Origin of the sequence: Psychroserpens mesophilus, assembly GCF_050617655.1 — a bacterium.
GTDB classification, from domain to species: Bacteria; Bacteroidota; Bacteroidia; order Flavobacteriales; family Flavobacteriaceae; genus Psychroserpens; species Psychroserpens mesophilus_A.
This window is the reverse complement of the sequence record NZ_JBODQC010000010.1, coordinates 17522-40906: the sequence shown is the minus strand read 5'-3', so window position 1 is coordinate 40906 and position 23385 is coordinate 17522. Positions and strand designations below refer to the sequence as shown.

General features: G+C 33.8%; 24 protein-coding genes. 20 read left to right on the top strand and 4 right to left on the bottom strand.

What is annotated here, in order from left to right; genetic code table 11:
• Positions 1–168 precede the first annotated feature (168 nt).
• Positions 169–699 carry an RNA polymerase sigma factor gene (locus ACRHNM_RS14280; RefSeq protein ID WP_431137330.1) on the top strand — a complete coding sequence of 177 codons (531 nt, stop codon included), beginning with the start codon at positions 169–171 and terminating at the stop codon, positions 697–699.
• Between the two features lie 10 nt (positions 700–709).
• Positions 710–1510, top strand: a complete 801-nt coding sequence (locus tag ACRHNM_RS14275; RefSeq protein WP_431137329.1) for an anti-sigma factor domain-containing protein — start codon at positions 710–712, stop codon at positions 1508–1510.
• Positions 1511–1591: 81 nt separating this feature from the next.
• On the opposite strand, the gene aqpZ is transcribed toward ACRHNM_RS14275, so the two are convergent.
• Positions 1592–2278 (bottom strand): aquaporin Z, encoded by a 687-nt coding sequence (aqpZ, locus tag ACRHNM_RS14270; RefSeq protein ID WP_431137328.1) that lies wholly within the window; start codon positions 2276–2278, stop codon positions 1592–1594.
• Positions 2279–2461: 183 nt separating this feature from the next.
• Between aqpZ and ACRHNM_RS14265 the strand changes: the two genes are divergently transcribed.
• From ACRHNM_RS14265 to ACRHNM_RS14235, 7 genes are read left to right on the top strand one after another with little or no spacing between them, the layout of a single operon-like run.
• Positions 2462–2665, top strand: coding sequence for a membrane or secreted protein (locus ACRHNM_RS14265; RefSeq protein WP_431137327.1), 204 nt, complete (start codon positions 2462–2464; stop codon positions 2663–2665).
• A gap of 6 nt (positions 2666–2671) precedes the next feature.
• On the top strand, positions 2672–3784 hold the full coding sequence (locus tag ACRHNM_RS14260) for a glycosyltransferase (protein WP_431137326.1): 1113 nt from the start codon (positions 2672–2674) through the stop codon (positions 3782–3784).
• The gene (locus tag ACRHNM_RS14255; RefSeq protein ID WP_431137325.1) at positions 3775–4323 is read left to right on the top strand and encodes an RNA polymerase sigma factor; all 549 of its coding nucleotides are present in this window, start codon (positions 3775–3777) and stop codon (positions 4321–4323) included. The genes ACRHNM_RS14260 and ACRHNM_RS14255 overlap by 10 nt, the downstream gene beginning before the upstream one ends.
• The gene (locus ACRHNM_RS14250) at positions 4324–5541 is read left to right on the top strand and encodes an Nramp family divalent metal transporter (protein ID WP_431137324.1); all 1218 of its coding nucleotides are present in this window, start codon (positions 4324–4326) and stop codon (positions 5539–5541) included.
• A gap of 49 nt (positions 5542–5590) precedes the next feature.
• Positions 5591–6469, top strand: a complete 879-nt coding sequence (gene lipA, locus ACRHNM_RS14245; RefSeq protein ID WP_431137323.1) for a lipoyl synthase — start codon at positions 5591–5593, stop codon at positions 6467–6469.
• Positions 6470–7486 (top strand): type I glyceraldehyde-3-phosphate dehydrogenase, encoded by a 1017-nt coding sequence (gap, locus tag ACRHNM_RS14240; protein ID WP_431137322.1) that lies wholly within the window; start codon positions 6470–6472, stop codon positions 7484–7486. It abuts the gene before it with no gap.
• 30 nt (positions 7487–7516) lie between these two features.
• Entirely contained in the window at positions 7517–9748 is a 2232-nt protein-coding gene (locus ACRHNM_RS14235) for an ATP-binding protein (RefSeq protein ID WP_431137321.1), read from the top strand.
• Here the strand turns inward: ACRHNM_RS14235 and lpxK are convergent.
• A complete protein-coding gene (gene lpxK, locus ACRHNM_RS14230) occupies positions 9740–10783 on the bottom strand; it encodes a tetraacyldisaccharide 4'-kinase (protein WP_431137320.1) in 1044 nt (347 codons plus the stop codon). The genes ACRHNM_RS14235 and lpxK overlap by 9 nt on opposite strands.
• Positions 10784–10827: 44 nt before the next feature.
• On the opposite strand from lpxK, the gene ACRHNM_RS14225 reads away from it, so the two are divergent.
• The 3 genes from ACRHNM_RS14225 (at position 10828) to msrA (ending at position 13501) form a co-directional block, all read left to right on the top strand.
• Entirely contained in the window at positions 10828–11922 is a 1095-nt protein-coding gene (locus ACRHNM_RS14225; RefSeq protein WP_431137319.1) for a Nif3-like dinuclear metal center hexameric protein, read from the top strand.
• Positions 11923–11924: 2 nt separating this feature from the next.
• Positions 11925–12707 (top strand): zinc ribbon domain-containing protein, encoded by a 783-nt coding sequence (locus ACRHNM_RS14220; protein ID WP_431137318.1) that lies wholly within the window; start codon positions 11925–11927, stop codon positions 12705–12707.
• A gap of 191 nt (positions 12708–12898) precedes the next feature.
• Positions 12899–13501, top strand: coding sequence for a peptide-methionine (S)-S-oxide reductase MsrA (gene msrA / locus ACRHNM_RS14215; RefSeq protein WP_431137317.1), 603 nt, complete (start codon positions 12899–12901; stop codon positions 13499–13501).
• Here the strand turns inward: msrA and ACRHNM_RS14210 are convergent.
• Entirely contained in the window at positions 13498–14292 is a 795-nt protein-coding gene (locus tag ACRHNM_RS14210) for a class I SAM-dependent methyltransferase (RefSeq protein WP_431137316.1), read from the bottom strand. The genes msrA and ACRHNM_RS14210 overlap by 4 nt on opposite strands.
• 75 nt (positions 14293–14367) lie before the next feature.
• Here ACRHNM_RS14210 and ACRHNM_RS14205 point away from each other — a divergent pair, with 75 nt between their 5' ends.
• Positions 14368–15054, top strand: coding sequence for a hypothetical protein (locus ACRHNM_RS14205; RefSeq protein ID WP_431137315.1), 687 nt, complete (start codon positions 14368–14370; stop codon positions 15052–15054).
• Between the two features lie 171 nt (positions 15055–15225).
• Here the strand turns inward: ACRHNM_RS14205 and ACRHNM_RS14200 are convergent, their stop codons facing one another.
• Positions 15226–16617, bottom strand: a complete 1392-nt coding sequence (locus tag ACRHNM_RS14200) for a sensor histidine kinase (protein ID WP_431137314.1) — start codon at positions 16615–16617, stop codon at positions 15226–15228.
• A 151-nt stretch (positions 16618–16768) separates the two neighbouring features.
• Between ACRHNM_RS14200 and kynU the strand changes: the two genes are divergently transcribed.
• The 7 genes from kynU to ACRHNM_RS14165 all read left to right on the top strand — a co-directional run bounded on the left by kynU (position 16769) and on the right by ACRHNM_RS14165 (position 23336).
• The gene (gene kynU, locus ACRHNM_RS14195; RefSeq protein ID WP_431137313.1) at positions 16769–18037 is read left to right on the top strand and encodes a kynureninase; all 1269 of its coding nucleotides are present in this window, start codon (positions 16769–16771) and stop codon (positions 18035–18037) included.
• 63 nt (positions 18038–18100) lie between these two features.
• A complete protein-coding gene (locus tag ACRHNM_RS14190) occupies positions 18101–19507 on the top strand; it encodes an FAD-dependent oxidoreductase (protein WP_431137312.1) in 1407 nt (468 codons plus the stop codon).
• 78 nt (positions 19508–19585) lie between these two features.
• A complete protein-coding gene (locus ACRHNM_RS14185; protein WP_431137311.1) occupies positions 19586–19990 on the top strand; it encodes a RidA family protein in 405 nt (134 codons plus the stop codon).
• Positions 19990–21429 carry an aldehyde dehydrogenase gene (locus tag ACRHNM_RS14180; protein WP_431137310.1) on the top strand — a complete coding sequence of 480 codons (1440 nt, stop codon included), beginning with the start codon at positions 19990–19992 and terminating at the stop codon, positions 21427–21429. The genes ACRHNM_RS14185 and ACRHNM_RS14180 overlap by 1 nt, the downstream gene beginning before the upstream one ends.
• A gap of 36 nt (positions 21430–21465) precedes the next feature.
• Positions 21466–21786, top strand: a complete 321-nt coding sequence (locus ACRHNM_RS14175; protein WP_431137309.1) for a GIY-YIG nuclease family protein — start codon at positions 21466–21468, stop codon at positions 21784–21786.
• A gap of 92 nt (positions 21787–21878) precedes the next feature.
• Positions 21879–22661, top strand: coding sequence for an SDR family oxidoreductase (locus ACRHNM_RS14170; RefSeq protein WP_431137308.1), 783 nt, complete (start codon positions 21879–21881; stop codon positions 22659–22661).
• A gap of 141 nt (positions 22662–22802) precedes the next feature.
• Entirely contained in the window at positions 22803–23336 is a 534-nt protein-coding gene (locus ACRHNM_RS14165) for a 3-hydroxyanthranilate 3,4-dioxygenase (RefSeq protein ID WP_431137307.1), read from the top strand.
• Positions 23337–23385 lie beyond the last annotated feature (49 nt).

Below are 23385 nucleotides of genomic sequence, written 5' to 3'. Positions count from 1 at the left end.
GAAAAAGCTATTAATCAATTTCTTAAGAAAGAAAATTTAATTTCTACAGATATAAATTTTAATTTTGTTCCGTTAATTTTTAATTAACTTTACCAACCTTTTATATATACGGTTACAATTAAGCGTTTAGATCATTTCAAATTCAACTTTAACATAATTTAATTTTTTTTGAGCACCTCCTTAGAACAACAAATTATACAACTACTTGAAAAAGGTGATAGAAAAGCCATTGGTCTACTCTATGAAAATTATTCAGATAGTTTGTATGGTGTGATATTAAAGGTGACTATAAATGAAGAAATTGCTCAGGATGCACTTCAGGAAACCTTTGTAAAGGTTTGGAAAAATGCTAAAAAATACGATCCAAAAAAAGCCAAACTATTCACCTGGCTCTATCGAATTGCTAAAAATACAGCAATAGATAAATTAAGAAGTTTTAATAATAGATTCGAAAAAGAAGTCCAAATTGATAAATCAAACGTATATATTTTACCAACAGCAAATTTAAATCAAGATGTCTTAGATTTAAAAGAGCATGTGGCAAGGTTAGATGAAAAGTACCAAATTGTTTTAAAAGCCTTATTTTTTGAAGGCATGACACAACAAGAAGCAAGTGACGAATTAGACATTCCGTTAGGTACAATTAAATCTAGATTAAAAATAGGATTACGAGAACTTAAAAAAGTTTATGATCCCTAAATAAGTTTATATGGAAAAAAAACTACATACTTTTTTTCAATCTGGTTTACTAGACAAGTATATACTAGATGAAACCTCTGCTTCAGAAAGCCTGAAAGTAGAGCATTACATTGACACCTATCCAGAAGTGAAAAGCGAATATGAAAGGTTGCAAAATAACCTTGAAATTATTGCTAAAGCTAGTGCTGTAGAAGCTCCTAAATTTATTTTAGATAATATCTTAGAAGAAATTGAAGAAGACAGCATCCCTGTTATCCAATTAGACAAAAAACAACGTAGCACACCTTGGTATAGTATTGCAGCAAGTATTGTTGCATTGCTATTTGCAGGTGGTTATTATATGAAAACACAACAAAATTTAGATTTATTAGAAGAAAATCAGGTGGTTGTGGATGAGATTTTTGATTTGAGAAATGATATAGAAGAAAATAACAAAAGACTTGACAATCTGATGCACGAGTTTATGAAACTCAATAATCCTGAAACCGAAAAGTATGTGTTTAGAGGAAATGATCGCGCAAAAGATTTGAAAACTGTAGCCTATATTAATCCAGTAGACGAAACATCCATGATAGATGTGGTATCGCTACCACAGTTACCAGAAGACCAAACCTATCAACTATGGGCAGAAATGCAAGACAGAATGATAAACTTGGGTATATTAGATGCTTCACAAAAAAATTTACAATCTATACCTTACGTCAAAGACGCCTTAGCTCTGAGCATTACAATACAAGATAAAGATCGCTTAGACAGAACTGAAGCTGATAGTGCAGTTGCTGAAATTGACCTAAATAAAAAAAATAATTAATAGCACGCACCTATTTTTAGGACAAAAAGCCACTTCTAACATGTTTAAAAGTGGCTTTTTATATTGAAAATTAGATTACATCTAGTCTTTATCAAACAAAGCTTTATGAATAAAACCAGCAATTATAGCTCCTGCAATTGGTGCTAACCAAAACAACCATAATTGAGCAGTAAATTCTCCTCCTGCAAACAAAGCTTGACTTGTAGATCGAGCAGGATTAACAGATGTATTAGAGATTGGAATACTTATTAAATGTATAAGTGTTAACGCTAAACCTATTGCAATACCTGCAAATCCTTTAGGTGCCTTCGGATACGTACTTCCTAAAATAACCAGCAGAAAAAATAAGGTCAATACAAATTCTGCTATTAAAACCGACATCATACTATAACCTCCAGGAGATAATTCTTCATAGCCATTGGCTGCAAATCCACCAACATCTACAAAATCAGATTTTCCTGAGACAATAATAAATAAAACACCTGCTGCTGCAATAGCTCCAATAACCTGAGCAATAATATAACCCAAAAGGTCTTTTGCAGGAAACTTTCCTCCAGCCCATAGACCAAGAGAAACAGCTGGATTAAAATGTGCACCAGACACATGCCCAACAGCATATGCCATAGTTAAAACCGTTAAACCAAAAGCCAGCGAAACGCCAACAAAACCAATTCCTAATTCTGGAAAAGCAGCTGCAAAAATAGCGCTGCCACAACCTCCAAAAACAAGCCAAAACGTACCAAAGAATTCTGCGAATAATTTTTTCATAAGTGATAAAAAATATTAGTTAGTGAATTTAAATTTATAATAATTATTAATAAGACACCAATTATGTTAAAAAGTCACTAATATTTTAATAGCCAAATAAATACGCAATTATCTTTACACATTGTTTTATAAAAGCACTTTAAAAATTGTATCTTTGTACCTGAATTTTTTAACCTCTCACTTATGAAACTCTTAATAATTACTTTAATCCTTTTAGGTCTGGGAGTCGCTGGTATAGCCATTAAAATTTGGGGAAAAAAGGATGGTAAATTTGCAGGTACTTGTGCAAGTCAAAACCCAATGCTTAATCAAGATGGTGAAGCTTGTGGTTTTTGTGGTAAAACTCCTGATCAATTCGAAAACTGCAACGAACCTCAACACTCCTAATCATTAATGATTATTCTTGATATAGCATTCTACACATTTATCATTGTTGTAGGTATTCAAGTTTTATTCTACGGAATTATTTTCAACAGCCTTACAAGGCATAAAATAATAAAACCTAAACTTAAGAGCATTTCAGTTTCAGTTATCATCTGTGCTAAAAATGAAGCTGAAAACCTAAAAGAATTTTTGCCTTTAATTTTAGCTCAGACGTATTCCAATTTTGAAGTTATTCTAATTAATGACAATTCAACAGATGACACTTTAGATGTCATGGAAGACTTTAAAGAAAAGCACAATAATATCAAGATTGTAAATGTAAAACCTATTGAAAAATTCTGGGGAAATAAAAAATACGCCCTAACTCTTGGCATTAAAGCGGCAAAAAACGATTTTTTGTTGTTTACTGATGCCGACTGCAAACCTCTATCAAACTACTGGATACAAGCAATGAGCTCTCATTTCACCAAAGAAAAAAGTATTGTTTTAGGTTATGGTGCTTACAAAAAAATTAAAGGTTCATTTATTAATAAGCTTATTCGATATGAAACTTTTTTAACAGCTATTCAATATTTATCTTATGCCAAGCTAGGTCAACCGTATATGGCTGTTGGTAGAAATTTAGCATATAGAAAACAACAGTTTTTTGAAGCCAATGGGTTCATGCAACATATGCATATAAAATCTGGTGATGATGACCTATTTATCAACCAGATTGCAAACGCTTCAAATACAGAAATTTGTATTTCAAAAGATAGTTTTACACAATCCATTCCAAAACAAACCTTTAAAAACTGGATACTTCAGAAACGCAGACACATCAGTACTGCAAATCATTACAAGTTAAAACACAAGCTGTTTCTGGCTACTTTTTATAGCTCTCAACTCCTATTTTGGACTCTCGCAATAACACTAATGGTTTTTATGTATGAATGGAAAATCGTACTAGTATTGGTGCTTATAAGATTTACTGTGCAACTCATTAACCTTTTTATAAGCTCAAAAATACTAAACGAAAAAGACCTTCCGCTACTCAGCCCTTTTCTTGAGTTGTTTTTAATTATCTTCCAATTCTTTATATTTATAAAAAACATGATATCAAAACCAGAATATTGGAAGTAAAGGAAGCCATTGAAAGAGCAAAAAATAATGATCAAATAGCATTTAACTTTTTGTTAGACACCTTTTGGAACAATGTGTACGGGTTTCAGTTAAAACGCACTGAAAATGAAAATGATGCTGAAGACATAACCATTCAAACATTCTCAAAAGCATTTGATAAAATTCATACTTACAACGATAAATATGAATTTAACACCTGGTTAATAACCATTTCAAAAAATATTCATATTGATTTACTGAGGAAACGCAAATCCTCTGTTCGACATACCTCAAACAGTGATGAAGATGATGATTTTCACGCTATTATTGATGAGTCTCCTTCTCCCGAAGATAAACTTATAACAGAACAGAATCTCGCTAAATTACTTCGTGATATAAAAAAATTAAAACCTCATTATCAAGAAGTCATTCACTTAAGGTATTTCCAAGAATTTAGCTACAAAGAAATATCCCAACAACTTGATGAACCAATAAACAATGTGAAAGTCAAATTATTAAGAGCGAAAAAGTTATTGGCTGAGATTATTAAAAAGAAATAAATGCACGTGAATTTTAGTCTCAAAAAAATAGGTCCAGGATTGTTATTTGCTGGTGCAGCTATTGGAGTTTCTCATTTGGTACAATCTACAAGAGCTGGTGCAGATTTTGGTTTTGGTTTAATTTGGGCTTTGCTTTTAGTAAATCTTTTTAAATACCCCTTTTTTCAATTCGGACCTCGTTATGCATCAGCAACAGGAGAATCGCTTTTAGAAGGTTATAAAAAATTAGGCAAGCCTGTTTTAATTGCCTACTTCATTCTCACATTTGCTACGATGTTTACCATACAAACTGCAGTTACCATCGTTACTGCAGGTATAGCATCATCGTTGTTTGGAAATGTTTTCAGTATTGAAATTTGGACTGTTATTATTTTAGGAATTTGTCTTCTGTTATTACTCGTTGGAAAGTATAAACTTTTAGACAAACTCATAAAAATAATTATTGTAACACTCACCATTAGTACAATAATAGCAGTTTGCTTTGCATTATTTAATGAAACACAAACCATATCATTGATACAAATACTCCCTAAAAATAGTGTTGAAATCGGTTTTTTAATAGCATTTATGGGATGGATGCCTGCTCCTTTAGATATTTCTGTGTGGCATTCTCTTTGGGCTATTGAAAAGGAAAAATCATCTGGAGAATTTTCTCCAAAATCAGCATTATTCGATTTTAATGTAGGTTATATCAGCACGATCCTTTTAGGCATTGCGTTTGTAAGTTTGGGTGCTTTGGTAATGTTTCAAAGTGGATTAACCTTTAGTCATTCAGCAAGTAATTTTGCCAACCAATTATTAGCCATGTACACACAAAACTTAGGGAACTGGGCTTATATTTTTGTTGGTATTGCTGCTTTCACCACTATGTTTAGCACAACATTAACGACTTTAGATGCCTCACCGAGAGCAATGGCTAAAACAACGCAACTACTTACTGGCAATATTTTTAAAAAAGGCTATGTAGTCTGGATTCTCCTTTTAACAATAGGAACAATTATTATTTTCTTTTATTATGCTTCAGAAATGGGATTGCTCATAAAAATAGCGACAATACTTTCATTTTTAACAGCTCCTTTTTATGCTATTATAAATTACACTTTGATATCAAGCAAGCACACACCTAGAGAATGGAGACCCTCTAAAGAACTGCACCTGTTGAGTATTCTCGGAATTATCTTCTTATTAGGATTTAGCATTTGGTATCTTACTTATTAAGATTTATTTAAAAGAATACTTCGTATCTTTGTACCTGAATTTTTTTAGAATGAGTACAGAAGTAGCTTCAAATACAATTACCGAACGTCAACCTAAACCTAAATGGCTTCGTGTTAAACTTCCTACCGGAAAAAAATACACCGAATTACGAGGTCTTGTTGATAAATACAAATTAAACACAATTTGCACCTCTGGCAGCTGTCCGAATATGGGTGAATGTTGGGGAGAAGGTACAGCAACCTTTATGATTTTAGGAAATGTATGTACCCGTTCCTGTGGCTTTTGTGGTGTTAAAACCGGACGACCAGAAACGGTTGATTGGGATGAACCAGAAAAAGTAGCACGTTCTATTAAAATTATGGGAATTAAACATGCTGTTCTAACCAGCGTAGATAGAGACGACCTAAAAGACATGGGTAGCATCATGTGGAGCGAAACAGTAAAAGCTGTAAGACGCATGAATCCTGAAACAACTTTAGAAACGCTTATTCCTGACTTTCAAGGCATAGAGCAACATATAGATAGAATTATCGATGTCTCTCCAGAGGTAGTATCTCACAATATCGAAACTGTAAGACGATTAACTCGTGAAGTACGTATTCAGGCTAAATACGATCGCAGTATGCATGTGCTTAAATATTTAAAACAACAAGGACAACGTCGCACAAAATCTGGTATCATGTTAGGTTTAGGCGAAACTCGTGAAGAAGTCATCGCTACGCTTCATGACCTTAGAGATCATGATGTTGATGTTGTGACTATTGGGCAATACCTTCAACCTAGTAAAAAGCATCTCCCAGTAAAACAATTTGTGACTCCAGAACAATTTGATGAGTATCAACAAATTGGTTTAGATTTAGGGTTTCGCCATGTTGAAAGTAGTGCTTTAGTGAGGTCTTCATACAAAGCACAAAAACATATCAATTAGATGATTCACGTCGCTATTAATGGTTTTGGTCGAATTGGAAGACGCGTTTTTAGACTCATTCAGGAAAGAGAAGACATTCAAGTTGTCGCTATAAATGATCTGGCTGATGCCAAAACGCTTAGTCACTTATTAAAATATGACAGTATTCATGGCATGTCTCAACATGACATATCATTCTCAGAAGGCAAAATTAAAATCAACGGGAAAAGCATTCCGCTTTTAAATCAAAATCATCCAAAAGATTTAGATTGGAGTCCATTTAATGTTGATTATGTCATTGAATCTTCAGGAAAATTTAAAACAACTTCAGATTTAGAACATCATATAAAGAATGGAGCTAAACAAGTTATACTATCTGTTCCTCCAATAGAAGATGATATAAAAACAGTAGTCTTAGGCGTAAATGACCAAGATGTTAAAGGAAATGAACTGATAATTTCTAATGCATCTTGTACAACTAATAATGCAGCTCCAATGATTTCTGTAATAGATAAACTTTGTGGTGTTAAACAAGCTTATATTACAACCGTTCATTCTTACACTACTGATCAGAGTCTACACGACCAGCCTCATAAAGATTTAAGGCGTGCTCGTGCAGCTGGACAATCGATTGTACCTACAACTACTGGCGCAGCTAAGGCTTTAACTAAAATTTTTCCTGATTTATCAGATGTGATTGGAGGTTGCGGCATAAGAGTCCCTGTTGCAAATGGTTCATTAACAGATATTACTTTTAATGTAGAACGAACAGTAACAATTGAAGAAATCAATACTGCTTTTAAACTGGCTTCTCAAACTTATCTAAAAAATATTCTGGAATATACTGAAGATCCAATCGTATCGATAGATATTGTAGGAAATTCTCATTCATGCATTTTTGATTCTCAAATGACTTCAGTTATCGGAAACATGATAAAAATCGTTGGGTGGTACGATAATGAAACGGGCTATGCTTCAAGAATTTTAGATTTAATTTGCAATTTATCGATGAAATTAGTACGTTTATCGAATAAATAATTATATTTGTCCAAATAAAGTGGCAAAAATATGTCCCAAGTTAAATATTACATATTCGCTTTTTTAATCACTTTATCTGCATTTGCTTCTGCTCAAATAGATTTGGAAGAAGATGTTGATATATTAAAAATGCGTGTTGAAAACCTAATCACTCAATCAAATTTCGATAATGAGAGAGGTGATTATTTTAATGCAAAAGATAATCTTGAAAGAGCACTTACTATAGCGGTTAAAATAGCTGACAGAAAAAGTGAAGGTGAGATTCACACTAAAATTGCAAAACTTCAATTTACCGTAAACGAGTATGAAAAAGCATTAGTTTCATTGACTAAAGCTGCAGAAATACAGCGTGAAATTAATGATTATGGCAACCTAGCCATGACCTATAGCATCAGAGGCTCTCTTCATGCAAGTAAAAAAGAATATCAAACAGCTTTAGACTATTTTAATTCTGCAAAAACCAAATTTGAAGAAGAAGATCTTGAACGCTATATACCAGAAGTAACTTTAAATGAAGCAAAAGTAAATCTTGAACTTAAAGACTACAAAACTGCAAAAGCTTTACTGGAACGAACAATTGTACTTGCAAAAAAACATGATCAAACTAATATCTTATCAAATGCCTTAATCTATAGTGGAAAAACCATAGATAAACTTGGAAATAATAATTTAGCAATTTCAATGACCAAAGAAGGTTTAGACATTGCTGAGGCAAACGGATTTATTGAGAATACTAATGAAGCTTATTTGACACTTAGTAATATTTATGAAAATGAGGCTGATTACCAGTTAGCTCACGATTATTTAGCAAAACATGTTCATCTTTCAGATTCAATTCTCAATATTAAAAGAGAAAATTTAACTCCTGAAAAAAGAGTACAATACATAGACGCTTATAATGCAGCAGATTACGAAAAACTAAAAACAATAATTGAAAAGCAAGAATCTGAAAGTAGTCTGGCAAAAATTACGACCATATTAAGTATCGCCTTAATTACAATTTTATCATTACTTACATTAGCACTTTATAAAAACAACAACATAAGGCTGAAGTCAAATAACATGCTTCACGAAAAAAATGATGATCTTATTGAGGCTATGCGGAAAGCTGAACAGGCCTCTAAAACTAAAGCAAATTTTTTATCGACTGTTACCCACGAGCTTAGAACACCTTTATATGCTGTAACAGGATTAACAAATATGTTGCTAGATGAAGACCCAAAAGAACACCAAATACCACATTTAAAGTCTTTAAAGTTTTCAGGAGATTACTTACTGACTTTTATTAATGATATTCTTCAGATAAATAAAATTGAAGCCAATAAAGTTGAGCTGGATCCTGTTCAGTTTAATCTGAAAATGAAAGTAGAAAACGTAGTGTCTGCCCTTAATAATTCGGCATTAGACAACAATACCAAAATGCACTACGAATACCAAAAAGATTTACCTCACACCTTTATTGGAGATAATTTAAAAATATCTCAAATATTAATCAACCTCATTGGTAACTCAATCAAGTTTACTAAAGATGGAGATATTTGGGTAAGAGTATATAGTATTTCTCAAAATGGAGACCATCATATGCTTCGATTTGAAATTGAAGATAATGGTATCGGTATCTCTAAAGAAAAACAAGATAATATGTTTGAGAGCTTCTCCCAAGGCTCCATCCAAATTAACAGAAAATATGGAGGCACAGGACTTGGCCTCTCTATTGTAAAAGGACTAATCGAAATATTAAAAGGAAAAATTTACCTCAAAAGTGAACTCGGAAAAGGAACAACTTTCTTTTTTGAAATACCATTAACCTACGCTCCAGAAGAAGTTGAAATTATTAAAGAGGATTACTCTAAAAACATTAGCAAATTGGACATTAGCAACATTAAGATTTTGATTGTTGAAGACAACAAGATTAATCAAATGATTACCAAGAAAATCTTAAATAAGATGGGTCTTGAGTGCGAAATCGTAGATAATGGTGAAGCTGCAGTTGAAAAAGTAAGAGAAAACAACTATGATGTTGTTCTTATGGACATCCACATGCCAGGAATTAGTGGATTAGAAGCTACTAAAATCATTAGAACATTCGACAAAGAACTTACTATTTTTGCACTTACAGCCGTAACTCTTGAAGACAAAATGCATGAATTTGATGAAGCAGGATTTGATGACATCATTTCTAAGCCATTCAAACAAGAAGATTTTGAGAAGAAACTGTATGAAGTACTTTCTGAAAACCAAAAGACAACACCATCACTGTAATGAGGTTTTTAAATAGGCATGAAGCACATCTTCAAAGCGTTTAGATTGCTCTATTTTGAATTCAATCGGCAAATAAAATAAGGCATTACTATCTTTAAAATAAGGTAATAATCTTACATAATCTTTTTCTGTAGTTAATATCCTATTCTTCTTTTTTAAACTTAAAATCTCTTCATCAGTAAAATGATGATGGTCCTTAAAGCTTAAATGTTCAAATTTCAAACCTTTGCTTTCTAAATGATCCTGTAATGGCTTCGGATTGGCAATTCCTGAAACCAACGTAAACACTTCATCATTTAAATCGGTTAAAGCCAAATTTCCTTGCTCATTAAAAATATGTTCAGAATACATAATAAAACTAAAAAAAACATTCTGATTTGGCAACGGTTTCAATCGCTTGATAATGGATATTTGTTCAGCTTCAGATAGTGGTTCAGGACATTTGGTAACGATGATTACATCTGCTCGATTAGCTCCAGATTTTGGTTCTCTTAAATTACCTGTCGGCAAAACAAGGTCATCACTGTAAAGATTTCCGTAAGCAGTAAGTAAAATATTAAAACCTGCTCTTACTTTTCGGTGTTGAAATGCATCATCTAATAAAATAATATCAGGTTGCTTTTGAGCCATTAATTTAGCAATACCATGTCTTCTATCTGCATCTACAGCAACAGTCACATCTTTAAATTTTTTATAAAACTGAAAAGGTTCATCACCAATTGAAGTTGCTGTAGCGTTTTCATCTGCGATAATAAACCCTGAAGATTCACGCTTATAGCCTCTACTCAAGGTTGCTATTTTATGATTCTGAATTAAAAGTCGTATGAGATATTCTATGGTTGGTGTTTTACCAGTACCACCTACACTTAAATTTCCGACACAAATTATTGGAATTTGATAGGATGTTGAAGACTTCCAACCTAAATCATACAACGTATTACGCAACCAGGTTACTGCATAATAAATTGGAACAATAGGCAAAAGTAAGTTTCGGAGTCGCTTCATTATTGCAAAATCAATTGCTAAGATAATCATATCAAATGACTATAAAATTTTATATTTGAAACAAATTCTTAATTATGATTGTAAAAGACGTCATCCACCATTTAGAAGCGTTAGCTCCTCTGAATTATGCAGAAGATTTTGATAATGTCGGACTCCTGGTTGGAAACAAACAGGCAAAAGTCACTGGAGTCTTAGTGACGCTTGATACCTTAGAAGCTGTTGTTGATGAAGCCATTGAAAAGAATTGCAATCTTATCGTGAGTTTTCATCCTATTATTTTTAAAGGGTTAAAAAAAATAACTGGATCATCTTATGTTGAAAGAACCGTTTTAAAAGCCATTAAAAATGACATAGCTATTTATGCTATTCACACAGCGTTAGATAATGCGCTAAAAGGTGTAAATGACATCATTTGCAACACATTAGGCTTGACAAATAAAAAGATTTTAATTCCGCAAAAAGGAACTATAAAAAAATTAACCACTTATGTTCCCACAAAACATGCTGAATTCCTGAGATCTGAGTTGTTTAAAATAGGAGCTGGAAATATAGGCAATTATGATAATTGCAGTTTTAACACTGAAGGTAAAGGCACTTACAGAGGTAATGAATCTTCAAATCCGAAAGTTGGAAGAAAAGGCGAATTACACGAAGAACCTGAAACTCAAATTTCTGTAACATTTAATAAACATGTAGAGTCTCGACTTTTAAATTCCCTTTTTGAACATCATCCTTACGAAGAGGTTGCTTTTGAAGTCACAACACTTGATAATTACAATCAAAATATTGGAATTGGAATGGTTGGAGAATTAGAAAACAGCCAAAAAACTGAAACATTTCTTCAATTTGTAAAAGAAAAAATGAACGTCTCTTGTATTAGACATTCTAAACTTACAAAAGAAAACGTATTAAAAGTTGCTGTACTGGGAGGTTCAGGAAGCTTTGCCATTTCTGCAGCTAAAGGCGTTGGAGCAGATATTTTAATCACTTCAGATTTAAAATATCACGATTTTTTTTCAGCAGAAAACGATATAATTTTAGCCGACATTGGACATTATGAAAGCGAACAATTCACAAAAAACTTTTTAGTTGACTATCTCTCGAAAAAAATTACTAATTTTGCAGTCGTTTTATCAACGACGAATACAAATCCGGTAAAGTATTTATAATTATGGCAAAAAAAGCTGAAGCATCTGTTGAAGATAGATTAAGAGCATTGTATGATTTACAGTTAATCGACTCAAGAGTAGATGAAATTAGAAACCTAAGAGGAGAATTACCTTTAGAGGTTCAAGATTTAGAAGATGAAGTAGAAGGTTTAAACACTAGGCTTGAAAAACTAAGTACTAACCTAGAGCTTATTGATGATCAAATCAAAGGGAAGAAAAACCTTATTGAGGAAGCTAAAGCACTAATCAAAAAGTACTCTGAGCAGCAAAAGAACGTTAGAAATAACAGAGAGTATAACTCTTTAACTAAAGAGGTTGAATTTCAAGAGTTAGAAATTCAATTGGCTGAGAAGCACATCAAAGAATTTAAAGTTCAGATTGATCAGAAAAAAGAAGTTATTTCTGAAACTAAAAGCAAACTTAAAGATCGTCAAACACACCTTAAACATAAGCGTGGTGAGTTAAACGAAATATTAGCTGAAACTCAAAAAGAAGAAGATGCTTTGCTTAAAAAATCTGAAGATTTCCAAAAGAAATTAGACGATCGTCTAGTTAATGCTTACTTACGTATCAGAAACAATGTAAAAAACGGATTAGCTGTTGTACCCATTGAAAGAGGTGCTTCTGGTGGATCATTCTTTACAATTCCTCCGCAAATTCAAGTTGAAATTGCGTCACGTAAAAAAGTAATTACAGATGAGCACAGTGGACGTATATTGGTTGATGCTGAATTAGCTGAAGAAGAAAAAGACAAAATGGAAAAAATGTTTGCTAAATTATCTTAGTAAGCACAATATAAATTATATAAAGCCTTCAATCTTGAAGGCTTTTTTATTTTAATAAAACTTTCACATTCTTCACTTTAAGGTTTCTTAACTTTTATCGACTTAAAGAAAAATAAAAATCTCCACATAACATGTCACTAAAAACATTTTTTATAACATTAGCGATCACTTTATTACTCAGTTGCCAAAATATGGCACAAGTTAGCAAAGAACAACAAGCAGTTATCAACGCAGATCCTATTGAAGTTCCACTCAAAAACGGAAAAGCAAAAGCCTACTTCGCAAGTGGTTGTTTTTGGTGTGTTGAAGAAGTTTATGAAAATATCAAAGGTGTTGAAGAAGCCATAAGCGGCTACTCTGGCGGATTTATAGACAATCCAACATATGAATTAAGTAACACAGGTAGAACTGGTCATGCTGAAGCTGTAGAAGTTATATATGATCCGAATGTTATAAGTTTTGCAACCTTAGTGGATGTGTATTTTGCATCTCAAAATCCGACGCAAGTTAACGGACAAGGGCCAGATCGAGGTCCGCAATACCGTTCTATTATTTTTTATCAAAACGACGCTCAAAAGAACATCATAGAAGAGAAAAAAAGAGCTTTAGCAAAAGAACTCAATGCTAAGATTGCTGCAGAAGTGTATCCATTTCAAAAATTTTGGATTGCTGAAAAGTACCATCAAGACTTCGTGAAGTTAAACCCAAATCATGGCTATGTCAAAAATATATCTATTCCAAGATTAAAACGTTTTCAAGCTAAAATGCCTGAGGTTTTAAAAGCAAACCACTAAAGTTTAGTTGCTTTTATTTCAAAAATAAGAGGATACAATTTGTCTTTTGTAGCATACATACCTGATTTGGTTTTTTCTAAATCTGGTAAGACATCATACGGACTTTCGTCATATTCGTTTAAGTAGTCGATAGTCAATCCAGCTTCAATAAGTGCATTAACGACTTCACTTAATCCATGATTCCATCCATATTCTTTGCTTATCATTTTTGAGCCTTGATTAGCGTAAGTTCCTTCATATTCTTCATAAATAGCATCATCTTGCATATAACCATATTTCATAATTGACTTGCCATCTAAGTAATCAAACATCCAAACTATGGGATGAAATTCAGCCATATAAAATGTGCCTCCTCTCTTTAAACGCTCAGCTATCATTTTTCCCCAAGGGTTTAAATCAGGCAACCAACCAATAACACCATAAGATGTAAACACAATATCAAACACATCTTTCACATATTTTGAAGTGTCCAAAACATTACATCGCACAAATTCTGCATCAAGCTGAAGCTCTTCATTTAATTGTTTTCCTAAAGCAATCCCTTCATCACTTAAGTCAACGCCAACACATTTGGCTCCTGCTCTACTCCAACTTAATGTGTCTTGTCCGAAATGGCATTGTAGATGCAATAATGACTTGCCTCTCACATCACCAAGAGCCTTCAATTCATATGACATAAGAGATGATTTTCCGTTCTTAAAAGCATTTAAATCATACATTTCACTTTTAGAATGAACTTTCACTTTCTCATTCCATGTTTGTCGGTTGACTTCAAAATAATCTTCACTCATAACGCTCATATTAATAGTCTAAATTAATAATAACTTCGGAAACCCTAAGACTTTCATACCTTTACAAAAAAACAAATGATACGACTACTAACCATTTTAGGACTGTTTGTGCTGCTTTTAGCTTGTAAAACAGAAACTAAAGAACAAAATATTCAATCAGAAACTAGTTCAGAAGAAAAAAAAGAACCCACTACTGCTAAAAAAATTGCGCAAGCTCATGGTCTTGAACATTGGCAAAACATCAAACGTATCGAGTTTACGTTTAATGTTGATAGAGGTGACAACCATTTTGAACGATCCTGGTCATGGAAACCAAAAACTGATGACATTAGATTACTATCAGAAGGTGATACAATTCAATACAACAGAGCATCTCTAGATAGCTTAACACTAAATGCAGACAAAGCATTTATAAATGACAAGTTCTGGTTGCTCATCCCTTTTCAATTGGTTTGGGATAAAGGCACAACAATTTCAGATCCTACACTAGAAGTTGCTCCAATTTCTAAAAACGAATTACATAAAATCACTCTCAACTATGGAAATGAAGGTGGTTATACACCTGGAGATGCCTATGATATTTATTTTGACGACGGTTATCTCATCAGAGAATGGGTGTATAGAAAAGGAAATTCGGAAGACCCTTCAATGACCACAACATTTGAGAACTATGAGGATTTCAACGGAATAAAAATCGCTAAAGACCATAAAATGGCTGAAGGCAATTTCAATCTTTACTTCTCAAATATTACAGTAAACTAATCTTGAAGAATAGTTAAAGTTAAAATTTCATTCTTATTAAAACATCCAAATTAAGACCTACAGACGTATATAAAGTATATTAATATTCCGCAATATGCGTCTATATATATTCAAAGCGCTTCATCTATCTTAGTTGAAGCGCTTTTTTTTAAAACCTATAGAATGATAGATTTAATCTGACTTTAAATCCATATCTATACTAAACCAAAAAGACGTGCCTTCACCTTCCTTACTTTCCAATTGTAAATCGCCACCTAACATGTCAACATAGGCTTTTGATATAGACAACCCAACACCAGAACCATTAAGCGCACTTTTATTAGCAACATCTACCTGATAAAAAGAATTAAAAATAGTTTCTATTTTATCTGCAGGTATACCAATACCAGTATCGTTTAGATAAAATTTTAATTTAGAACTACTGCTACTGTCTAAACTACAACTGAGGATAATACTGTCTCCTGCTGAAGTGTACTTAATCGCATTTTCAATCAGATGTTTTAATATTGCTGTTAACTTTTCTTGATCTGAATTTATTAAACGATCTCTTTTAGATATAAAACTATTTAAAGTAAAATGAACCTTCTTAGCTTCAGCTTCAGGCAAAAACAATTCATAGACACCATCAATACAATTCCTTACATCAAACTTTGACGTATGAATTTTCATTAAGCCTGTTTCAATTTTAGAGATGTTTAAAATATCTGTGATGATATCTAATAAGTCATTACCATTATTTTCTATCACATTTACGTATTCCCTATAATCTTCATCTTCGGTATGGTATGATTTCAAAAGTTCTGCACAACCTAAAATCCCATACATGGGAGTTCTAATTTCGTGACTCATGTTAGCTAAAAAAGCAGATTTTAATTTATCTGATTGAACAGCTCTTTCCTTAGCTACTAAAACATTTTGGTGTTTTAAAACAAGTGCTTCTTGCAGTTGACTTTCTTTCAATAACGCATTGTGCAATTGATCTATTAAAAAAGAGACCGAGAATACCGTAAGTAACGTAAAAAGTACATTATTAACACAAACGATAAGAACAATCTCAATGGGAGAGATTTTAAAAAAAGGCAAATCAAACCATCCAAAATAATAAATAATCAGAACAACAATATAAAATATAGCAGTTACTAAAACAGAAATTATTCCTGCTTTTCGTCCACTGTAAAGTGTCATTAGAACACTGAGCAAAAAAAGTAAAATTGTTCCATTGCCATTGAAACCTAAATCAATTATTAGTGCAAATGACAAAGCAAAGAAATTTATAGAAAATATCATTTTCTTTGTTTTCAAACTCATTCGTTTATTAAAAAACAGAATGACCAATACCAAAACAGCAATAGTATCAATGTAAAACACAAACCATTTGTCTAACAAAATGGCCATTCCTACACTTGGGAAATAAGAAACAAGACCCAACGCAAGTGTTAATATTAAAATTGAAACAAATAACTTATCTCTAAATAAAGACAAGCCTTCTTTTCCATTTCGATTAGAAAAACCACTATAATTAATATACCATTGGTGATATGAAAACCACAGTCTTTTAAACATCTACAAAGTAATTAGCAACATTAATTCACTAGTAATATTAACACAAAACTATTTAATTCCATTTAATTTCCTTCTACTTTCTACTTTATTCGATTAACGGAAATATCATATAAATATGCTATTTTTGTTAACAACCGAAAATTAACTCACTTTGTCCAACTATAAACTTGGTCTTGATTACGCAAAGCAACAAGACACTTTAGACGAATTATCAGGCTATAGACAGCAGTTTCATATTCCGAAAGATCACAACGGAAACGAACTCATTTACATGACAGGAAACTCTCTAGGATTACAACCTAAAATCACAAAAGATTATATCAACCAAGAACTTGAAGATTGGGCAAATCTAGGTGTTGAAGGTCATACTGAAGGCAGAAACCCTTGGTTGCATTACCATGAGTTTTTAACTGAAACCATGGCGAATATTGTTGGAGCAAAACCAATAGAAGTTGTGGTGATGAATTCTCTAACAGCTAATCTTCATTTTATGATGGTAAGCTTCTACAAACCAACTCCAAAACGTTATAAGATTTTAATTGAAGCTGATGCCTTTCCGAGTGATAAATATGCTGTTGAATCGCAATTACGCCATCATGGTTATGATGATAAAGAAGGCTTAATTTTATGGAAAGCTCGCAAAGGTGAGGAACTGGCAAATTACGAGGATTTAGAAGCTATTTTAAATCAACATGGTGACGAAATTGCACTAGTCATGATTGGTGGTGTTAACTATTATACTGGACAATTTTTCGATTTAAAACGCATTGCAACTTTAGGGCATAAACATGGCTGTGTTGTTGGTTTCGATTGTGCACATGGTGCAGGAAATGTAAAATTGAATCTTCACGATTCTGGAGCAGATTTTGCCGTTTGGTGTACCTATAAATATTTAAACTCTGGACCAGGAAGTCTCTCAGGTGCTTTTGTTCATGAACGACATGCACACAACAAAGATCTCAATCGCTTTACAGGCTGGTGGTCACATAACAAGCAAACACGTTTTAGAATGCGTGATGAATTTGATCAGCTACCTGGAGCTGAAGGCTGGCAATTAAGCAATCCTCCTATTTTATCAATGGCTGCAATTAGAGCGTCTTTAGATGTTTTTAAAGCTGCAGGTTTTGATAAATTATGTGAAAAATCTAAGCACTTAACGGGTTATTTTGAGTTTCTCTTAAAAGAACTTAACAACTCAGATATAAAAATAATCACACCAAGCAATCCTGACGAACGTGGATGTCAACTCTCAATTCAGGTAAAAAATGCAGACAAAACCTTACACGATAAACTTACAGAAGCAGGAATCATAACCGATTGGAGAGAACCAGACGTGATTAGATGTGCGCCTGTGCCTTTATACAATTCTTATATGGATGTGTATGGATTTGTAGAGCGCCTGAAAACAATTTTGAATTAATAAAGTGTCACCTCGAGCGCAGTCGGGAAGTCTCGACTGCGCTCTACCAGACAACTAAAATATATGAACAAACAACAAAACATACTCATTATTGGTGCAGGTCTCTGCGGAAGTCTGCTCGCTTTACGTTTAGGACAACGAGGCTATAACGTAACGGTTTATGAAATGCGTCCTGATTTGCGAAAAACCGATATTTCTGCAGGTCGCTCTATCAATTTAGCATTTTCAGATCGAGGCAATAAAGCCATGAAACTCGTCGGTATTGAAGACAAAGTGAAAGCATTGTGTATTCCCATGAATGGTCGTATGATTCATGATAAAGAAGGCAATACGTTTTTGTCTAATTACAGCGGACGAGATCACGAATACATCAACTCCATTTCTCGAGGTGGTTTAAATGCGCTGTTACTTGACGAAGCTGAAAAACATGACAACGTCACCATTCATTTTAATAAAAAATGTAAATCGGTAGATTTTGAACATACAACAGCAAGGTTTAGAGATTATGAAACTAAAAACGAGTTTGTCGAAGATGCTGATATCATCATCGCAACTGATGGTGCAGGTTCAGCTTTACGAAGAAGTTATTACCTAGAACGCAAATTTCTATTTAGCTTTTCACAAGATTATTTAACGCATGGTTATAAGGAATTGTCAATTCTTCCAACTGAAACTGGAGGTTATAAAACTTATAAAAATGCTTTACATATCTGGCCAAGAGGTGATTTTATGGTCATTGCTTTACCTAATTTAGATGGCAGCTTTACAGTAACCTTGTTTTTGAGTTTTGATGAAGGTGAATACAATTTCAACAATCTAACAACACCTGAAATCGTTACAGAATTCTTCAAAAAAGAATTTCCTGATGCTTTAGAATTAATGCCGAATTTAGTAGAGGACTTTTTCGACAATCCAACTGCGCCTTTGGGAACTGTAAAATGTTCGCCTTGGCATTATAAAGGAAACACATTACTTATGGGAGATTCTGCGCATGCTATTGTGCCTTTTTACGGACAAGGGATGAATGCATCTTTTGAAGATGTTGTAGAATTTGATGCTGTTCTGGACAAGCATGAAGGTGATTGGGAAACTATTTTTTCTGAATACGAAAAGACCAGAAAGAAGGATACAGACGCTATTGCCGATTTAGCTATAGATAATTTTCATGAAATGAAAGATCATGTTGGCCAAGCCATATTTCAGGAAAAACGAAAAATTGAAATGGCTTTAGAACGAGAATTTCCTAATGCGTATTCCTCTAAATATAGCTTAGTCACGTTTAACGAACATATTGGTTACCGCCAAGCCATGCTTAGAGGACGAGCACAAGACAAAGCTATTTTGAATTTGCTAGCTGATGGAGACATCTCGATTGATATGATAGAAACCAATTTAAAAACTGTATTAAACAAGGTTAAAACAACAACCGAAGCGATTTTAGAAGACGACAGAATTGCAGGATTACATTAACTATCAATAGCGACGCAGTGTCACCTCGAGTGCAGTCGAGAGGTCTCAAACCGAATGGCAAGACAAAAACATAACATTATGAAAGAAACTATAGTAACACCAAGAGGAGCCTATCCACATGTAAAACAAATAGGCGATTTTATTTTCGTCTCAGGAACCAGTTCAAGACGACCAGACAATACTATTGCAGGTGTTGACCTCATAGATGAAATGGGAACCAAACGCCTAAATGCCTATACTCAAACTCAGGAAGTCTTAAAAAATATAGATACCAATTTAAAAAAAGTTGGTGCTAGTTTAAAAGACGTTGTCGATGTGACTTCCTTTTTAGTCAACATGAATGACTTTGCAGATTACAATAAAGCTTATGGCGAATTTTTTGATAAGGCAACTGGACCAACACGAACTACTGTGGCTGTACACCAATTACCACATCCAGATTTAGTGATTGAAATTAAAGTGATGGCTTATAAAAAACAGTAATGAACATTCAAAACTACATCAACGGTAACTTTCATGATCCGATTCAAAACGAATGGATAGATAACCACAATCCATCAAATGGAGAGGTTTACGGACAAATACCTAACTCTTCAAAAGAGGACATTGAAACTGCTTACAGCGCAGCAAAATCTGCTTTTTCAAACTGGTCACAAACGACTTTAGAAGAACGCAGTCGCATCCTTATAAAAATTTCTGAATTACTTGAGGCTAACTTAGATCGTTTTGCTGAAGCCGAATCTAAAGACAATGGAAAACCCATATCTTTAGCAAAAACTGTTGACATTCCAAGAGCAGCAAGTAATTTTCGTTTCTTCGGAAATGCTATTACACAATTCGCCAGCGAAAGTCACGAAAGTGTTGGTCAGCAAGCCATCAATTACACCTTACGCCAACCTATTGGAGTTGTGGGCTGTATTTCTCCTTGGAACCTTCCACTTTATTTGTTTACTTGGAAAATTGCTCCAGCTTTAGCTGCAGGAAATTGTGTGGTTGCCAAACCCAGTGAAGTGACTCCTATGACAGCCTTTATGCTGGGAGAATTCTGTAACGAAGCTGGCTTACCAAAAGGGGTTTTAAATATTGTTCACGGACTTGGAGGTTCAACTGGTCAAGCCATCATTGAACATCCAGATATTAAAGCGATTAGTTTTACAGGTGGTACAGCAACAGGAGCACATATCGCTAAAGTAGCAGCTCCTATGTTTAAAAAACTATCACTTGAATTAGGTGGCAAAAACCCAAATATCATTTTTGCAGATTGCGATTATGACGAAATGCTCAATACCACAGTGCGTTCGTCATTTGCCAATCAAGGTCAGATTTGCCTTTGCGGAAGTCGTATTTTTGTGGAAGCATCAATTTATGACAAATTTAAAACCGATTTTGTAGCCAAAGTAAAACAACTAAACGTTGGTCATCCATCGGAAGCTGATACCAATATTGGTGCTTTGGTTTCTAAACCTCATCTGGAAAAAGTTAAGGAGTACATCCAAATTGCTAAAAATGAACATGGCACTGTGTTATGCGGTGGAAATGAGGTCACAGTAAAAGGTTATGAAAATGGCTATTATTTGGAACCTACAGTTATTGAAGTTCCAAATGACGAATGTCGTGTGAATCAGGAAGAAATTTTCGGACCTGTAGTCACCATCATGCCTTTTGATTCTGAAGATGATGTCTTAACCATGGCAAATAAAGTCAAATATGGATTATCAGCAACCTTATGGACTAACGATTTAAAACGCACCATGCGCATGAGCAACCAACTACAAGCTGGTATCGTTTGGGTAAACACCTGGATGCTACGTGATTTACGAACACCTTTTGGAGGTGTCAAAGCCTCTGGTGTTGGCCGTGAAGGTGGTTTTGAAGCCTTGCGCTTTTTTACGGAAGCTAAGAATGTATGTATAAAATATTAATGGAATGTCACCTCGAGCGCAGTCGAGAGGTCTTTTATGAAAACTTATTACGTTTACATATTACAATGTTCAGACAGCTTAACATATGCTGGAGTTACAAATGATATAACCAGGCGCTTAGAAGAGCACAAAAGTGGACTTAATAAAAATTGCTTTACCTACAAAAGAAGACCACTAAAATTAATCTTTTGTCAGGATTTTAACGATATTGAACAAGCAATTTATTTTGAAAAGAAAATTAAAAACTGGAGTGCAAAAAAGAAATATGCCTTAGCAAATGCAGAATTTGATGTATTGCAAATTTTATCTGAATTTAGAAATGCAACTCATTCAAATTATAATCCAGATAAGAAATAGGTCTCGACTGCGCTCGACCAGACAAGAAACAAATATTTAAGAGAAACTGACATCTCGAGCGCAGTCGAGAGGTTTCAATAGAATTTAAAAAAATGAATCTAGAACTCAACAACAAATACGCCTTAGTCTGTGGAAGCACAGCAGGAATAGGAAAAGCAACCGCTATAGCTTTAGCTGAGGAAGGTGCAATCGTAACACTTATAGCCAGAAACGAAGATAAACTTAAAGCTACGCTTGCCGAGTTACCTCAACACAGACCACACGATTATATCGTTGCTGATTTTTCAAATCCGACCGAATTAAAATCAAAAGTAACGGCTTACATCAATGCTAATCATGGCTTTCATATTTTGGTAAATAATACAGGAGGACCAAAAGGTGGACCAGTTTTTTCTGCAGAACTTGAAGAATTTGAAAATGCTTTCACGCAACATTTAAAATGCAATCATGTATTAGCACAAACCGTTGTGCCTTTTATGAAAAGCGAAAATTATGGTCGTATTATTAATGTAATTTCTACATCTGTTAAACAACCTTTAGATGGTTTAGGTGTAAGCAACACCATTCGTGGTGCTGTAGCGAACTGGAGCAAAACCTTAGCTAATGAATTAGGTCAATTTGGGATTACAGTAAACAATGTACTTCCTGGAGCAACAGGCACAGAACGCCTAGCAGAAATCATTAAAAATAAATCGTCTAAAGCTGGCACAACTCAAGACGAAGCTGCCAATGCCATGAAAAGTGCAGTGCCAGCAAAACGCTTTGCTAAACCAGAAGAGTTAGCTGATGCGATTACGTTTTTAGCCAGTGAGCGTGCTGCATACATTAATGGAATTAATCTTCCGGTTGATGGCGGACGAACAAAAAGTTTATAGACTACTAAAATTCCTTTTTTATTACTAATTTTATAGGATTGATGAATTTGCGTTAAGGATTGAAAGGTCTGTTTGAGCTCATCTCAGATAGCGAGCCTTGAAAGCCTGACCCTTTATGGGTAACGCCCAAAATAATATATTATGAGTAAACTATATCCACCAATAAATTTCAAAGCTTGGATTGATGAAAACCGACACCTTTTAAAACCACCTGTTGGTAATAAGGTCGTTTGGAAAGATGGTGATTTTATTGTCATGGTCGTTGGTGGTCCGAACAGCAGAAAAGACTATCACTACAATGAAACTCCAGAATTCTTCTATCAGATAGAAGGCGATATGGTTTTAAAAGTGATTGATAATGGCATACCAAAAGACATTCATATCAAAGAAGGTGATATCTTTTTACTACCACCTAAAGTTCCGCATTCTCCGCAAAGAGGTGCAAATACTGTAGGCCTGGTAATTGAATATCCACGTGATGAAGGTGTGCAAGATGCTTTATTGTGGTTTTGTGAAAACTGTACCACCAAGCTCTATGAAGAGGACTTTACATTGGATAATATAGAAACAGATATGCCTGCCATATTTGATAAATATTATGGTGATAAAGACAAACGTCGTTGTCCGAATTGTGGAGAAGTCATGCAGCCACCTAAGAAAGTTCAGCTAGATTAGTACTGTCATTCCACACTTGATGCGGAATCCATTATAACTCTAATTAAAA

Bases quoted from the DNA above. Each gene is read 5' to 3' on its own strand.
- ACRHNM_RS14265 (WP_431137327.1), top strand. From the start codon at position 2,462: ATGAAACTCTTAATAATTACTTTAATCCTTTTAGGTCTGGGAGTCGCT.
- ACRHNM_RS14220 (WP_431137318.1), top strand. From the start codon at position 11,925: ATGGCAAAAAAAGCTGAAGCATCTGTTGAAGATAGATTAAGAGCATTG.
- gap (WP_431137322.1), top strand. From the start codon at position 6,470: ATGATTCACGTCGCTATTAATGGTTTTGGTCGAATTGGAAGACGCGTT.
- ACRHNM_RS14170 (WP_431137308.1), top strand. From the start codon at position 21,879: ATGAATCTAGAACTCAACAACAAATACGCCTTAGTCTGTGGAAGCACA.
- ACRHNM_RS14225 (WP_431137319.1), top strand. From the start codon at position 10,828: ATGATTGTAAAAGACGTCATCCACCATTTAGAAGCGTTAGCTCCTCTG.
- ACRHNM_RS14235 (WP_431137321.1), top strand. From the start codon at position 7,517: ATGTCCCAAGTTAAATATTACATATTCGCTTTTTTAATCACTTTATCT.
- ACRHNM_RS14185 (WP_431137311.1), top strand. From the start codon at position 19,586: ATGAAAGAAACTATAGTAACACCAAGAGGAGCCTATCCACATGTAAAA.
- ACRHNM_RS14175 (WP_431137309.1), top strand. From the start codon at position 21,466: ATGAAAACTTATTACGTTTACATATTACAATGTTCAGACAGCTTAACA.
- ACRHNM_RS14180 (WP_431137310.1), top strand. From the start codon at position 19,990: ATGAACATTCAAAACTACATCAACGGTAACTTTCATGATCCGATTCAA.
- msrA (WP_431137317.1), top strand. From the start codon at position 12,899: ATGGCACAAGTTAGCAAAGAACAACAAGCAGTTATCAACGCAGATCCT.
- ACRHNM_RS14260 (WP_431137326.1), top strand. From the start codon at position 2,672: ATGATTATTCTTGATATAGCATTCTACACATTTATCATTGTTGTAGGT.
- ACRHNM_RS14275 (WP_431137329.1), top strand. From the start codon at position 710: ATGGAAAAAAAACTACATACTTTTTTTCAATCTGGTTTACTAGACAAG.
- ACRHNM_RS14205 (WP_431137315.1), top strand. From the start codon at position 14,368: ATGATACGACTACTAACCATTTTAGGACTGTTTGTGCTGCTTTTAGCT.
- aqpZ (WP_431137328.1), bottom strand. From the start codon at position 2,278: ATGAAAAAATTATTCGCAGAATTCTTTGGTACGTTTTGGCTTGTTTTT.
- lpxK (WP_431137320.1), bottom strand. From the start codon at position 10,783: ATGATTATCTTAGCAATTGATTTTGCAATAATGAAGCGACTCCGAAAC.
- ACRHNM_RS14210 (WP_431137316.1), bottom strand. From the start codon at position 14,292: ATGAGTGAAGATTATTTTGAAGTCAACCGACAAACATGGAATGAGAAA.
- ACRHNM_RS14165 (WP_431137307.1), top strand. From the start codon at position 22,803: ATGAGTAAACTATATCCACCAATAAATTTCAAAGCTTGGATTGATGAA.
- lipA (WP_431137323.1), top strand. From the start codon at position 5,591: ATGAGTACAGAAGTAGCTTCAAATACAATTACCGAACGTCAACCTAAA.
- ACRHNM_RS14190 (WP_431137312.1), top strand. From the start codon at position 18,101: ATGAACAAACAACAAAACATACTCATTATTGGTGCAGGTCTCTGCGGA.
- ACRHNM_RS14200 (WP_431137314.1), bottom strand. From the start codon at position 16,617: ATGTTTAAAAGACTGTGGTTTTCATATCACCAATGGTATATTAATTAT.
- ACRHNM_RS14250 (WP_431137324.1), top strand. From the start codon at position 4,324: ATGCACGTGAATTTTAGTCTCAAAAAAATAGGTCCAGGATTGTTATTT.